The sequence below is a fragment of the Oceanobacillus caeni genome (genome assembly GCF_019037185.1).
Taxonomy (GTDB): domain Bacteria; phylum Bacillota; class Bacilli; order Bacillales; family Amphibacillaceae; genus Oceanobacillus; species Oceanobacillus caeni.
Genome location: NZ_JAHHXM010000001.1, coordinates 217,763 through 233,316, shown reverse-complemented (window position 1 = coordinate 233,316; position 15,554 = coordinate 217,763). Strand labels below are relative to the sequence as shown.

The 15,554-nt window shown below is 36.3% G+C and carries 13 protein-coding genes; 12 read left to right on the top strand and 1 reads right to left on the bottom strand.

The window, feature by feature from the left end; all coding sequences use genetic code 11:
* Position 1 precedes the first annotated feature (1 nt).
* The 12 genes from KM885_RS01015 (at position 2) to KM885_RS00960 (ending at position 14,651) form a co-directional block, all read left to right on the top strand.
* Positions 2-955 carry a transketolase family protein gene (locus KM885_RS01015; RefSeq protein WP_216883428.1) on the top strand — a complete coding sequence of 318 codons (954 nt, stop codon included), beginning with the start codon at positions 2-4 and terminating at the stop codon, positions 953-955.
* A gap of 217 nt (positions 956-1,172) precedes the next feature.
* A complete protein-coding gene (locus KM885_RS01010; protein ID WP_225344055.1) occupies positions 1,173-2,600 on the top strand; it encodes an aldehyde dehydrogenase family protein in 1,428 nt (475 codons plus the stop codon).
* 56 nt (positions 2,601-2,656) lie between these two features.
* Complete coding sequence (iolG, locus tag KM885_RS01005; protein WP_060667772.1) at positions 2,657-3,703, top strand: bifunctional inositol 2-dehydrogenase/D-chiro-inositol 1-dehydrogenase; 1,047 nt, start codon at positions 2,657-2,659, stop codon at positions 3,701-3,703.
* Between the two features lie 93 nt (positions 3,704-3,796).
* Positions 3,797-4,597 (top strand): sugar phosphate isomerase/epimerase family protein, encoded by an 801-nt coding sequence (locus KM885_RS01000; RefSeq protein ID WP_225344059.1) that lies wholly within the window; start codon positions 3,797-3,799, stop codon positions 4,595-4,597.
* 233 nt (positions 4,598-4,830) lie between these two features.
* Positions 4,831-5,775: a sugar phosphate isomerase/epimerase family protein gene (locus KM885_RS00995; protein WP_060667770.1), complete on the top strand. Its 945-nt coding sequence runs from the start codon at positions 4,831-4,833 to the stop codon at positions 5,773-5,775.
* A 240-nt stretch (positions 5,776-6,015) separates the two neighbouring features.
* Positions 6,016-7,335, top strand: a complete 1,320-nt coding sequence (locus KM885_RS00990) for an ABC transporter substrate-binding protein (RefSeq protein ID WP_060667769.1) — start codon at positions 6,016-6,018, stop codon at positions 7,333-7,335.
* Between the two features lie 71 nt (positions 7,336-7,406).
* Positions 7,407-8,381 carry a carbohydrate ABC transporter permease gene (locus tag KM885_RS00985; protein ID WP_060667768.1) on the top strand — a complete coding sequence of 325 codons (975 nt, stop codon included), beginning with the start codon at positions 7,407-7,409 and terminating at the stop codon, positions 8,379-8,381.
* Positions 8,382-8,396: 15 nt separating this feature from the next.
* Positions 8,397-9,272, top strand: a complete 876-nt coding sequence (locus tag KM885_RS00980; RefSeq protein ID WP_060667767.1) for a carbohydrate ABC transporter permease — start codon at positions 8,397-8,399, stop codon at positions 9,270-9,272.
* A gap of 25 nt (positions 9,273-9,297) precedes the next feature.
* Positions 9,298-10,305, top strand: coding sequence for a Gfo/Idh/MocA family protein (locus KM885_RS00975; protein ID WP_060667766.1), 1,008 nt, complete (start codon positions 9,298-9,300; stop codon positions 10,303-10,305).
* A gap of 232 nt (positions 10,306-10,537) precedes the next feature.
* Positions 10,538-11,551 (top strand): LacI family DNA-binding transcriptional regulator, encoded by a 1,014-nt coding sequence (locus tag KM885_RS00970; protein ID WP_060667765.1) that lies wholly within the window; start codon positions 10,538-10,540, stop codon positions 11,549-11,551.
* Between the two features lie 361 nt (positions 11,552-11,912).
* Positions 11,913-12,941, top strand: a complete 1,029-nt coding sequence (gene iolG / locus KM885_RS00965; RefSeq protein WP_060667764.1) for an inositol 2-dehydrogenase — start codon at positions 11,913-11,915, stop codon at positions 12,939-12,941.
* A gap of 120 nt (positions 12,942-13,061) precedes the next feature.
* Complete coding sequence (locus tag KM885_RS00960; RefSeq protein WP_379565641.1) at positions 13,062-14,651, top strand: solute:sodium symporter family transporter; 1,590 nt, start codon at positions 13,062-13,064, stop codon at positions 14,649-14,651.
* Between the two features lie 58 nt (positions 14,652-14,709).
* On the opposite strand, the gene KM885_RS00955 is transcribed toward KM885_RS00960, so the two are convergent.
* On the bottom strand, positions 14,710-15,546 hold the full coding sequence (locus KM885_RS00955) for a TetR/AcrR family transcriptional regulator (RefSeq protein WP_060667762.1): 837 nt from the start codon (positions 15,544-15,546) through the stop codon (positions 14,710-14,712).
* Between the last annotated feature and the right edge of the window lie 8 nt (positions 15,547-15,554).

Sequence of the window (15,554 nt, the reverse complement as noted above, 5' to 3'; positions counted from 1 at the left end):
AATGAAAACACTATTATCTGATAAAAAAGTTTCCATGAGAGATGCATTAAGTGAAACGATTTTAAAGTTTACGCAAGAGGATGAGAACGTATATGTGTTGGATGGGGATCTAGCTACTTCAACCAAAATCGACATTGTAGCGAATGAGAATCCTAAAAAGTTTTTACAAATGGGAATCGCAGAACAAAACATGATGAGTGTTGCAGCTGGACTTACAACAACTGGTATCCAACCATGGACTTTTACATTTGCTGCATTTCTAGCAAAACGTGCAATCGACCAAATTCAAGTTCAAATTGCGCAACCAAAATTAAACGTTAAAATGGTAGGTGGGTATAGTGGTCTTCTGACTGGTTTAACAGGTAAAACTCACCAAGCTTTGGAAGACATTGCTATTTTCCGTTCTTTAGCAAACATGGTTGTATTGGCTCCAGCAGATGCAACAGAGGTTAAAAAAGTTATGGAATTTGCACGATCATATGATGGCCCGGTATACATTCGACTTGCAAGAGATGCGTATCCAATTCTCTTCCCTAATGACTACAATTTCAAACTGGGTAAAGCTGTTACTTTAAATGAAGGAACAGATGTAACAATTATTTCTACCGGTACACAAACAAGTCGCTCACTAGAAGCTGCTGAAAAACTTGAAGCAGAAGGTGTTTCTGTAGCCGTCGTTCATATGCCTTCCATCAAACCAATTGATAAAGAAGCAATTATAAAAGCTGCAGAAACTACAGGAGCGATTGTTACAGCAGAAGAACATAGTATTATTGGTGGCTTAGGAAGTGCTGTTGCAGAAGTATTAGTAGAGGAGAAGCCGGTTCCAATGCTTCGTGTCGGAGTAAAAGATCGAAATTCAGAATCTGGTCCAAACGAGCAAATGCTTGAGAAATACGAAATTTCTCCTAATCATGTTGCACAAACAGTAAAAGATGTTCTTAAGAAAAAATAATAGTAAGTAATGCGCAAGCGCCCTTACAGGCTAAAAATGCGACGTCCTGTCGCAACACCTGCACTCGCACGTCCTGTGCTTCGTAGCGCGTACGAAGGTGAAGGAAGTCACGCTAGTCGCTGGGGCAGGACATCATAGGGAAGTAGGGACATGACTAGAAAATCTAATTAGTCTGTCCCTTAACCCATAATATTAATCAATGAAGGAGTGGATGGTTTTGCAAAAAAATATTGTGAAAGAAAAGTTATTGATTAACGGAAATTGGATCGAAACTGAAGATACGCATAAAGTGTATAACAAATATACTGGAGAATTATTTTCTGAAATTGCTTTAGCAGATGAGAAAACTGTTGATTTCGCAATCGAATCCGCAGTTCGTGCTCATAAAGAAGTTGATTTTCCAGTAGAACAACGTTACAAAGTGTTGATGCATACTGCTAAGTTATTAAAAGAACATGAAGATGAAATTGCAGAAATGATTGCAATAGAAGGTGGGAAACCGATTACAGATGCAAGGGTGGAAGTTGGTCGTTCTGTTTCTACTTTAGAACTTGCGGCAATCGAATCTAAGAAACTAGTAGGTGAAATGATTCCTAATCATAGCACGCCGGGTCGTTTCCTATACACGATTAAGAAACCGGTTGGTGTGGTAGCGGCAATTACACCTTTTAACTTCCCGTTAAATTTAGTTGTCCATAAAGTTGGCCCTGCTTTAGCAGCTGGAAACCCAATCATTATTAAGCCTGCATCCGACACTGCGACTACTACTGTGAAATTATGTGAGTTGTTAGAAGAGGCAGGTGTACCTAAAGGTTACGTACAATGTGTGGTTGGAAGTGGACGTACGGTTGGAGAACAACTTTTAAATGATGAGCGAATTGCCCATTACACGTTTACAGGATCCCCAGCAGTTGGAAAACATATTAACCACACCATTGGTTTAAGAAAAGCAACATTAGAATTAGGTTCTAACTCCGCAACTATTGTTCATGGTGATGCTGACGTTCAAAAAGCGGCACAAAAGGCTGCTAAAATGGCAACTGCAAATGCCGGCCAAGTTTGTATTTCAGTACAACGTATTTTTGTTCAAGATTCGGTTAAAGAAGCGTTTATCCAAACATTAGTAGAAGAAGTGAATAAACTTAAAGTTGGTAACCCAGTGGAATCAGATACCAATGTAGGACCAATGATCAGTGAAAAAGAAGCTATCCGTATTGAAGAGTGGGTAGAAGAAGCTGTAAAAGGCGGAGCAAGCATTTTAACTGGTGGAAAACGCGAAGGTAGTGTGTATTACCCGACTGTATTAACCAATGTGAAAAAAGGTATGAAAGTAGTAGATGAAGAAGCATTTGCTCCAATTGTTTCGATTACTTCCTACGATACAATTGAAGAAGCTATTGAACTAGTAAATGATTCTAAATATGGATTACAAGCTGGGATCTATACTTCTGACTTGAGTCTATCATACAAGATTCCTCATTTACTAGAAGTTGGTGGAGTTATCGTCAATGACACTTCTAGCTTCCGTGCTGACCAAATGCCGTATGGTGGCGTGAAAGAAAGTGGAAATGGTAAAGAAGGTCCCGCTTACGCCATCCAAGAGCTTGTTGATACAGTAACAGTGGTAGTGAATTTAGAAGAGTAGATTGATAAAAAGTAAGTTATATAGTTAGAAAAAGTTTAAAAAAATGGGGGAATACTATGACGTTACGATTTGGTGTCATTGGAACCGGTGCAATCGGTAAAACACATATAGATCGGATTACCAATAGATTATCAGGTGGAGAAATTGTTGCGGTGACAGATATTAATCAAAATTCCGCAAAGTCAGCCGTAGAAGAATATGGTATTCAAGCAAAAGTATATCCTGATGATAAAAGTTTGATTGCTGATGAGAATGTTGACGCAGTAATCATTGCAAGTTGGGGACCAGCCCATGCAGAAAGTGTGTTAGCGGCAATTGAAGCAGGAAAATATGTATTTTGTGAAAAGCCATTAGCCACGACCGCTGAGAAATCGTTAGAAATTGTCGAAGCTGAAATGAAGTTTGGAAAACCATTAGTACAGGTGGGATTCATGCGGCGTTATGATCAAGGGTATAAACAAATGAAGAATGCCATTGTGAATAACGAAATTGGTGAGCCGCTAATGATTCACGCAGTACATCGCAATCAATCAACAAGTGAAAATTACACAACTGATATGGCTGTAGTGGATACATTGATTCATGAGATTGATGTACTCCATTGGTTAATCAATGATGATTATAAATCCATTCAAGCCATTTTTCCTAAACGTACAACAAAAGCATTAGATCATCTACAAGATCCTCAACTTTTCATTATTGAAACTCAACGTGGCATTGTGATAACAGTTGAAGTATTTACGAATTGTCAATTTGGGTACGATATTCAATGTGAAGTAATTGGTGAAATAGGAACGATTAAATTACCAGAAGTTCCAACACCAGTAGTACGAAAAAATGCTGCAATTAGTCAACCTATTTTACAAGATTGGAAAGACCGTTTTATTGTTGCTTATGATTTAGAAATCCAACATTTTATTGATTCCATTAGGAAAAAAGGTTACCCAGAAGGACCTACATCATGGGATGGTTATATCGCAGCTGTAACAAGTGATGCAGGAGTAAGAGCGCAAAAAACCGGTCAAAAAGAGTTAATTGAATTAAAAGCTAGACCTGAATTTTATAAATCAAAAAATTCGCCGATACAAAATCTTATGAGCTAGTGCCTAAAGAATCTGTGTTTCGCAATTTCAACCGCATTATAGTGGAGTAAGAAGAATAAATTCTTAGTACGAGGAGGAAATAGTCCATTGAAGATGGGGATTTGCGCTTGGTCCGTTCCAATGGATGGGCCATACGGAGTAAAAGTAGCGGCAGACTACGGTTTTAAAGGAATGCAACTAGATATTGGGGAGCCTGAAAGAGGTTTCCAGCTTTCTTACCCTCATGTACAAGAAGTTTATAGACAATTTGCAAAGGAATATGACATTACATTCACTGCTATATCTGTAAGGCTATTTGATCGTTATGGAATGACAAGAAAAAACGGAACGCCTGAAAAAGATATGGTAATGGAAGGTATTGAAAAAGCAATCCAAGCAGCTGAAAGCATGGACATTCCGATTGTCATGCTTGGAAGTTTTTTGGATGGTGAAATTAAAACCGTGGAAGACTTCGATCGTACTGTAGAATGTTTAATAAACGCTTGTGAACTGGCTGAAGGAAAAGATATTATCATTGCCACAGAAAATTTACTATCTATTGAAGAAAACCAGAAACTTTTTGAGGTAGTAAATAAAGATAACCTTAAACTATACTTTGATACGCAAAATTACTATTTAAATAGAAACTATAATGCAGCGGAAATGGTTAGGGAGCTTTATGACTATATTTGTGAAGTGCATGTGAAAGATGGTAAGGGACATATAAGCGGAGCTCTGTTAGGTGAAGGGGATTCCAGCTTTTTCGAAACAATGGAAGAATTAAAAGAAAAAGGGTACCAAGGATGGGTTCTGATTGAGAATTACTATGACCAAAAACCACTATCAAATGAAAGCGACAAGCCATTAGAATTACTTGAAAAAGATGTAGAGATATTGAAGAATGCAATGGTTTAATACTATAAATTATTTTACGTTACCAAAATAAATTAAAACAGCTAAAGAAACCTCTTTTATAGAACAGTTTTATTCTATTAATAAGAGGTTTTTTAGTAGTTGGGTAGTTTTATCGGAAGAACATGCACATTATATCAGTATTCACACAAAAATATCGGGAATCAACCGCAGGAAGGTTTCAGCAAGCCCCACAAACTAAGTAATAAAAAATATATAGAAATAAGGTGAAAAAGATGAAACTAGGAATTGTTACGGATAGTTTAGCTCATTTGAAATTTGAAGAAATGTTAAAGACGGTATCTGATTTGGGATACGAAACGATAGAAATTGGATGTGGAAACTGGTCTAGTGCCCCACACTTGGACTTAGACGGACTTTTAAATAGTAAAGAAAAGCGGGAAAGTTATCTCCATACTATTGAAAAATATGGTATGAAGATTGATGCATTAAACTGTTCGGGTAATCAATTGGCACCTAATAAACAAGGAGAAGAACATCGAAGAGTAATAGAAAAGACATTTCAACTAGCTGAACTTTTAAATGTTAAAACAATTGTCATGATGTCTGGTTTACCAGGAGGAAATCCAAATGATACCACACCGAATTGGATCACGACTAGTTGGCCACCAGAAAACAAAGAAATACTAGATTGGCAATGGAATGAAGTAGCTTTTCCTTATTGGGAGAAAACAGTTACGTTAGCTAAAGAGCATGGAATCGAGAAGGTTGCCATAGAAAATCATGGTTCTCAGTTAATTTACAATACAGAAACGTTAATGAAGTTAAGAAATCAAGCAGGAAATATGATAGGGATGAATCTAGATCCAAGTCATATGTTTTGGATGGGAGCAGATCCAATCATAGCTGCCAGATCATTAGGTGATGCGATTCATCATGTTCATGCGAAAGATGTTCGATTTGAAAAAGGAATTTATGAAAAAGATGGATTATTAGACACCAAAACAGTAGATCGGTTTACAGAACGATCTTGGAACTTTGTGGCGATTGGATATGGTAATCCATCATTATGGTGGAAAGAGTTCTTCTCAGCTATTCGAATGAGCGGTTACAAGGGTTCCATCAGTCTTGAATTAGAGGATCATACAATAGATACAATGGCGGCATTACACCATTCTACCAATATTTTAAAGGATACTATTGGAAGGAATTTTAATTAATTGCGACTCGAGTATTCAATCTATTCCCTCTTATTTAATTTTGTTAAATTTTCAAAAAATATATTGCAAAAACCGGTTTATATGGTAATATAAGAGAAAGCGCTTAACTGTAGTATAACACTTACTAAAATACATAGAGGAGGAGGGCTATACTTAATTAGTGTCTTTTTATTTAGAATTACTTGATTAGGAATTTATGTAAGCGCTTATTCAAGATAACACGAAGGGGTGAATGATTAGATGAAAAAGATATTTGCTTTACTAGTTTTAGCGTTACTAATAATTGCTGGATGTAGTAGTAATAGTAGCAGTGATAGTGGTAGTAGTAATTCGTCTGGTGGATCTGACAGTGGATCGGGTAGTGCGGATGAAATATCTGTAGCAATGGTTGCAGGTACAGAAACTGCTGCAATTAAACAACTAGTCCCCCAATTTGAAGAAGAAACTGGTATTAAAGTAAACTTAAATGAATTTAACTATGACACACTTTACGAGCGCATTTATAACGATTTACGTTCTAATGGTGGGGCGTACGATGTAGTATTTGCGGATGATCCTTGGATGCCAATGTTTGCTGGTGGTGGATTCTTAACTCCACTAGACGAACTTGGATTTGAAGTGGAAGATGATTTCGCTGAAACATCTCGTAAAGTAAGTATGTGGCCGGCACCAGAGGGCCCACGTCTTCCTGGGTCTGATCCGAATGAAGAACCACGCTTCTATGGTGTTCCATCTGTTGGAAACGTGCAAATGTTATTCTATCGTAAAGATCTTATGGAAGAACCAGAAACTTGGGCTGATGTGGAAAATGCTATTAAGGAACATGCGGGTAAAGATATTGAGTATGGATTCATCCACCGTGGTGCACGCGGTAATGGTATTGCAACAAACTTTAATGCTTTCTTATGGTCGCATGGAGCTGACTTCTTCGATGAAGATTGGAATGTAACAGTGAATAGTCCTGAAGCAATTGAAGCTTTAGAGTTTTACTTAAGCATGAGAGATACTGCTCCAGATGGGGTTGCGAACTATAATGCCGATGAAATTGGCCGTGTAATGGTACAAGGTGAAGGTTTACTATCAATCGTATGGCCATCTTGGGCTCCTGAAATGGAAAAAGAAGGTTCATCTGTTAAAGGGAAAATTGGATACACTTTAGTTCCAAAAGCAGAAGGTAATGATCATGCGCCAATGATTGGCAATTGGATTATGGCCATTCCTGAGGTTTCTGAGAAGAAAGAGGCTGCTCTTCAGTTTATCGAGTGGGCAAACTCTAAAGAAATTCAAAAAGAAGCGGTATTAAATGGTGGAGTTCCAACACGAACTAGTGTGTTAACGGATCCGGAATTACTAGAAGAATATCCTTATTTAGATGCAATAGCTGAAGGATTAAACAATGCTAATTTCCGTCCACGTACACCATTATACTCTCAAATCGAGTCTATTTATGGTACAGCACTTAACCAAGCAATGACAGATGATTTAACGGCGAAAGAAGCTCTTGATAAAGCTGCAGCTGAGATTGAAAAACTAATGGAAGATAATGGTTATTATAAATAATCATTTTAGCAGCATTACGTACTGTGATGCTGCCCTCCATATTATTTGGTTCAAAGGGGAGGTTGAATAGAATGGGTAATCAGGATAATTTGGCACAACAATTCGATATGGAAAGATATGAGGGAAAAGGCTCGAAAAATGTAAAAAGCCCTAAAAACAATCAAAAGCCGGCTAAAATCAATTCCGAAAAAAATTTACCATATTTGTTATTATTACCGACACTAACGCTACTCGCAATTGTAACTATTTTTCCAATCATATATTCATTAGTTGTTTCTTTTTCTGGATATGATACTTTTGGGAATTCAATAGGTTTTACAGGTATCGATAACTACTCTAATGTACTAACAAATGGCGATTTTTGGAATGCGATTTACGTTACTCTATTGTTCACTATGTTATCAGTATCGATTGAAATTACTTTAGGTTTCACCCTTGCTAACATGGTATCTAAAGATGGAAAGGCTATGCAGTATTTACGTTGGTTGCTAATTATACCAATGATGTTGTCCCCGTTAGTCGTAGCGGTTGTTTTCCGACTTATGTTAAATACGGATATGGGAATCATTAACTACTTATTGCAAAGTATTGGATTACCGAAGATTAATTTCCTTGGAGAAGCTTCTTTAGCGTTTGCTTCCTTAGTTTTTGTCGATATTTGGCAATGGATGCCAATGTGTTTCTTAATTATTCTTGCCGGATTACAGGCTTTACCACGTGATCCATTTGAAGCGGCAGCAATTGATGGAGCAACTAAATTCCAAATCATTCGTTTTATCACTATTCCGATGTTAAAGCCAATTATTATTGTAGCTCTAGTGATCCGTACGATGGATGCACTTCGTACGTTTGACCAGGTGTTCGTTTTAACACAGGGTGGTCCAGGAACCTCAACAGAAACAATCAGTTATTTAATGTATCGTTCCGCAATGAAGTTTACAGATTTTGGATTTGCTTCTGCTGGTCTATTTATTGTATTGATTATTACCATTGTTATTTCTACTTTACTAATAAGAATGATGAATACATCTCAGGCTAAAGGCTAAAGGAGGGATAAGGATATGTCTAAATTCAAAAATACGGTTGCTCGAGGAGAATTAGGGTCTACCATATTCCGTTATGTATTCCTAGTAGGTTCCATTCTATTTGTATTATTTCCGTTGTATTGGATGGTCATTACTAGTTTAAAAACGGAAGGGGAGCTATTTGCTAAAGCGCAAACGTTCTTCCCTAAAGAATTAACTTGGGAACATTATTTTGATCCTGTTAATGGAATTTTTGCAAGTGGTAGTGCGTTCCCACAGTTTTTTATCAATAGTATGATTGTTTCTTTCGTATCTATGATTCTCTGTTTAGTAATCGGTGCCTACGCGGCTTATAGTTTGGCACGTTTCAAAATGAAAAATAATCGTAGTGAAAAGATTTCTTTTCTCATCTTAACTGCTCGTATGTTGCCACCGATAGTTGTTGTTATTCCTATGTATCTAATCATGCAACAATTAGGGTTAATCAATACACATTGGGCGATGCTAATTGTGTATACCGGATTTAACTTGCCATTTGTAGTATGGATGTTAAAGGCATTTTTTGAAGAAATTCCGGAAGAACTTGAAGAATCTGCGATGATTGATGGTGCATCTCGAATGAAATCATTCCACATTATAGTGTTACCATTGGTTTTACCAGGGTTTGTAGCGACGTCTATTTTTACCCTAATCTTAACTTGGAACGAATTTATGTTTGCGATGTTCTTGCTAAATTCAACAAACATGATGACACTCCCAGCAGGTATTTCAACATTTATTACGCAGTACGAAACGAACTGGGGCGCCTTGACAGCCGCTGCAACTATATCTATAATTCCAGTATTGATATTCTCATTTATTGCCCAAAAACACCTTGTACGAGGAATGACGATGGGTGCAGTAAAAGGATAAATATTTATAGGAAGGAAGTGCTTTTATGTCAATAGTGAATTGGGGAATTTTGAGTACAGCTGATATCGCAAGAAAATTAACAATTCCGGCTATATTACGTGCTAAAAATGCAGAGTTAATAGCAATTGCAAGTCATAGTGCGAGTGGGAGTGCTAGTTTACAAGCTAAGAAATTTAATATCCCAAAAGCTTATCATAGTTTTGAAGAATTATTAAATGATCCATCAATTGATGCCGTTTACATTCCGCTTCCAAACCATTTACATGCAGAATGGGTAAAGAAGGCAGCTGAAGCCGGTAAACACGTTCTTTGCGAAAAACCTGCCGCACTAACGGTAGAGGATACAAAAGAAATGATAGAGGTTTGCGAGAAAAATAATGTACTTTTCATGGAAACGTTTATGTATCAATATCATCCACAAAATCAGAGAGTAAGAGATATTATTACTACTGGAGAAATTGGGGATGTGAAACTAGTCCGCTCCCATTGTTCCTTTTTCTTAGATAATAAGAATGGTAATTTCCGATTAACGACGGAAACAGGTGGTGGGAGCCTTTACGATGTAGGAGTTTATTGTATTCACACGATTCGTGACATTTTAAAACAAGAGCCTACTCATGTATACGCAAAAGCAATTCATAAGGGAAACCCTGTTGATATTTCTACCACTGGGATTATGGAATTTGACAATGGGGTTAAAGGTGTTTTTGATTGTAGTATGGATATGGCTCAACATATGAGTTATGAGGTAGTTGGTACCAAGGGGATTATTCAAGTCCCAAGAGCATATCGCCCAGATTTATTTAATGGAGAAGGAATTATCCAAGTTATTAGTAATGATGGGGAAGTGAGGAAAGAAATCATCGAAGGCGATGAATATAAATTAGCAATGGAGCATATTTCGGATTGTATGTTAAATCAAGCAGAACCTCGTTATGATAGTAAGAGTACGATTCATAATATGAATACGCTGGAAGCTTGTTTTGCCTCTATAAAATCTGGTACAGAAGTAGAAGTAAGTAGAGTAGATTAATATTTTTTTGAGGTCCTTGGAAAGCGCTTAACCATTTTATGCAGATAAGAGAGTCCTAACTTTCTTATCTACATAAGTTTTTTAATAGTTTTATCGACTAACCACCAGTGGGGGATGAAGGAAAACCCCCACTGATGGAAGTCCTCTTTATTTCTGTTTCATAGAGAATCCAATAGATTCTTAGATGTTACATATGTATTATCTGTTTCTTTTTAGTATGGAGGGGGTAAGGATGAAACCGACAATATATGATGTTGCGAAAGAAGCAAAAGTTTCCATAGCAACAGTATCCAAAGTCATCAATAAAACAGGTAGTATAAGCGATCCGACTAGAAAAAAAGTAAACAAAGTGATCCAGCGTCTAAACTATAAACCTAACGTAGTTGCTTCAGCTTTAACCAAAAAACAAACAGATTCCTTGGCATTAATTATTCCAGATATTTCGAACCCATTTTTTTCAGAGATTTCGAGATTCATAGAGGATAAAGCACACGAAATGGGGTTAACTTTATTTATTTGTAGTACGGATTATAATGAGGAAAAGGAAAAACGGTATATAGAGTTACTGCAAAGCAAACAGGCGGATGGATTTATTATTGCATCTGGGTTCCAAAACATTCACTTAGTAGAAGAGTTTCACCAAAACAATATTCCCGTTACATTACTTGCTCAAGATAATTTAACCGAAAGTTTTAATGTTGTTTCTGTCGATGATTACCGTGGTGGCTTTTTAGCTATTAATCATCTTATTTCGCTGGGGCATCAAAATATTGCAGTAATTGCTGAAAAGGTTCACAGCAGTACGCTTAGGTTACACGCATATCGTGACTTATTAGGAATGCATGGAATGCCAGTAAGCGAAGAAAATGTAATAAGAACGACAGCATCGATACAAAATGGGGAGAAAGCGATGCTTGGGTTGTTACAAAAAGAGGATCGACCAACTGCGGTATTTGCGGCGAATGATATATTAGCGGTAGGAGCGTTGAAAGCAGCAAGAAGTTTAGGGCTGGAAGTGCCAAAAGATATATCCGTCATTGGGTTTGATAATATGATTCTTTCTACAACAACAGTTCCGGAATTAACAACTGTTGCTCAACCAATTAAAGACATGGCAGACAAAATTGTGGATGTTTTAATTAGACAAATCAAGATGCCTCATTTGGCTACGGAAAGAACTTTATTTGTACCTGAATTAATTGTAAGGGAATCAACAGCACAGCCTCCAAAACACCTAAAAAATTGAAAAGTATTAACTAATAATAAAAACATGTGAATAATTGGTATGTTTAAATCTTTTCTATCGAGTTTATTTTTAAGTTATTAACCACTTATTCACAATTAGAAAGAAACGTAGTGATATTCACAATATAAATCACTACGTTTGTTATTGTTATTAATGAATAGTGGATAGTTTTCTTTATGGTAGAATACAAGACTTACCAACAAAATTATAGAATTTGACAAAGATCTACAAAAAAACACTTGACTGAAAACGCATCCACAATTAATATATAATCATAACATGATAGTTTGGTGGTGTAACTAATACTTAGCGGTTAATTTATTATTAAGTATTGGTACGCTTCTGAATGGAGGATGCATAAATGGTGGATATAAAAGTAGGTATTGTAGGTTTAGGTAGACTTGGTAAAACACATGCGAATAATGTTGCTTCCAATATACCGGGAATGACATTAACTGCTGCATGTAGTGTTGTAGAATCAGAATTAGACTATGCTAGAGAACAACTTGGTGTAACAGAAACATATATTTCCTATGAAGAGATGGTTAATAGTCCAAACTTAGATGCAGTCGTAATTGTATCACCATCAGGATTTCATACAGAACAAATTAATCTAGCGATGGAAAAAGGGTTGCATGTTTTCTGTGAAAAACCAATTGGATTAGAAATAAAAGAAATTAAAAAGACAGTTGAAATTATTGAATCCCGTCCCGAACTGGTTTTCCAACTTGGATTTATGAGACGTTATGATGAGTCGTACCAATATGCAAAAGAAATGGTAGAACGCGGGGATTTAGGTGAACTAACGGTTATTCGTTGTTATGGTATTGATCCTTGTTCAGGTTTGGAAAGCTTTGTGAAATTTGCTGGGGCAAGTAACAGCGGTGGACTTTTCGCCGACATGTCTATTCATGATATTGACATAGTTCGTTGGTTCTCAGGTAAAGAAGTAAACCGTGTTTGGGCACTTGGTAAAAATGCTGCATACCCAGAATTAGACGAAGTTGGTGAATTGGAGACCGGCGCTGCAATGATGCAATTAGAAGATAAAACGATGGCTCTACTTGTGGCTGGACGTAACGCAATTCATGGCTATCATGTAGAAACAGAATTAATAGGAACGAAAGGAATGTTACGGATCGGGGCTCAACCAGACAAGAATTTAGTTACGGTCTTTAATGAAAACGGTGTCGTTAGACCTACATCACAACATTTCCCTGAACGTTTCAGAGATGCATTTTTAAATGAAATGAAAGAGTTTGCATCTTGTATTAGAGAAAAACGTCAACCGGGAGTTAGTGCACGTGACGGTTTAGAAGGAACAAGAGTTGCATATGCACTACAACAATCTATTGATACGAAAGAACTTATTGATGTTACTCGTGATTAATTAGTCTCATTTTTGAAAACGTTTGATATTATAAAATTCCCGAGTGCGTTGGGTCACGCCTTTCGCAATTTGGGGAAAATAATTCTTCAATAGATCATGCAGAAAAAGAAGGATGGATAAATTATGGGAATAGTATTTGCCACATTTGTATTAATCGTTGGTGGGATTTGGTTTTATGCATATAAACGAAGTAGAGCAGTAAACATGGATAGTTCAGATGGTTTTTTCCTTGGTGGACGGAGTTTGACAGCGTTTACCATTGCTGGAACTGTAATCATGACAAATTTATCAACAGAGCAACTAGTTGGACAAAATGGTCAAAGCTACATGGCCGGAATGGAAGTAATGGCATGGGAAGTAACCGCTGCCTTTGCGCTTGTATTCTTGGCGCTTGTCTTTCTTCCTAAATATATGAAATATGGTGTGGATACTGTAACTGATTTTGTGGAGATTCGTTACGATACGACTACGAAAAGGATTCTTTCTTTCCTATTCATCTTCACTTACATGACATCTTTTTTACCAGTTGTGCTTTATTCTGGATCACTTGTATTTAATAAAATATTTGCAGTGGATAAGTTATTAGGTGTAGACCCGCTAATAGCCGTGGCTATTATCTCTACTATTACTGGTATTATTGGTCTATTTTATTTACTAGTCGGTGGACTTTCTCTAGCGGCACATAGTGATACGATTTATGGTGTTGCATTAATTGTTGGGGGTCTATCGATTCCGGTTATTGCATTAATTGTTTTAGGTGATGGAAGCTTTATGTCTGGATTAAATTTGGTGAAAGATACAGCGCCTGAAAAATTAAATGCAATTGGTGCAGTTGATTCACCGGTTGTTCCATGGCCTACTCTATTTTTAGGTATGTTCTTTAATAATCTATACTTCTGGTGTACAAACCAAATGATTGTACAAAAAACCCTTGCAGGTAAAAACTTAAAAGAAGGTCAAAAAGGTGCTTTATATGTAGCATTCTTTAAAATCTTTGGAGCGTTTTTCTTAGTATTCCCTGGAATTATTGCTTTTGTTATGTTTGGTGATTCATTAGCAAATCCTGACAACGCTTACCCTGCTTTAATAGAAGCTATCTTACCTGAATGGTCATATGGTATCTTCGGTGCAGTTATCTTTGGTGCAATTTTAAGTTCGTTTGTGGGTGCATTGAACGCAACAGCTACTTTATTTACTTTAGACTTCTATAAACCTATGTTTAATAAAGGAGCATCTGATCAAAAGGTTGCTAGTGCTGGTAAGTTAACAACAATTCTAGTTGGTATTGTTTCTATTATCATTGCTCCATTCATCGCGTTTGCTCCGAGTGGATTGTATAACGTAATCCAACAATTCAATGGACTTTATAGTATGCCATTACTTGCAATCATTGTTTTAGGTTTCTATTCGAAATATGTTACACCACTTGGTGCGAAAGTTACATTCGTATTCCATATTGTAGGATATTTATTATCTACTGCTTTCATAGATGTTCATTATCTATACATCTTTAGTTATATGTTCATCCTTGATGTGTTCGTTCTTTGGTTAGTTGGCAGAATTAAACCGTTAGATAAACCGTTTGAATTCAAAACACATAACAAGGTTGGCATGGAACAATGGAAACACCGTTATACAGTGAGTGCATTGGTTATTGTTACGATGATTGTCACTTATATTATCTTCTCGCCATTGGTTTTGGCTCAATAGAATAATAGAATGAGAAAAGGAAATTAGCGTGGTTGGCTAATTTCCTTTTTAAGCTTGCTTACATGTGAAAATAATTGCGCAATAAGTAAGAAATCCACTTACAATGTGGATGCTTTTGTATGTTTTCAAGTAATCCACTTACAATAGCTGGACTTAAATTTTGATGAAGTAGCTGCTGCTTTATAAGTATTAACGACTCCTTTATGATCGGTTCATCCATTTCATTTATTTTTTGCTCCAGTAAGTCAAGTAGTTGTTCCCGTTTCATTTCTAAATTTAACGTTTGACTAGAAACTTGGAAAAGCTCTTTTGTGACAAATGGGATACTTATATGTTTTGCTAGTAAATTTGTTTTTTCTACGAGTGAATGTGCTAGTAAATCTAAATCCAAATCTAATGTGGTGCTATTAAAGAAAAACAACTCGGAATACATCCCCATAAAACTTTTAATACAATACATAAGATCATATTTTGTATCGGTAACCTTCTCCCCGAATAATCGTTCAATCATCAATAAAATGGTGTTATCAATTAATGCGTTGTAATAACGCATCTTTACAAGTAGATCTTCATTTAAAGAATGAGTTTGCTCTTTAATGAAAACTTTAGCAAAATCTGAATGTTTATGAAGAAATTGAAAGTTCATGTAGTAAAATGAATACAAAAGCTCTTCGTTTTTTGTTGTCTTGACTATATAGTCAATATCAGATGTAATTGCTTCCATAAAGTGATCGATTAACGCAATAATCAGTTCATCTTTTGACTTGAATGATAGGTAAAAGGCACCTTTTGAAATATCGCAGTAATCTGTTATCTGCTGAACAGAAGTAGCTTCGAAACCTTGTTTAGCAAAGAGTTCTAATGCTTTATCCATAATTAACTGTTTTTTACTCATATAATCTT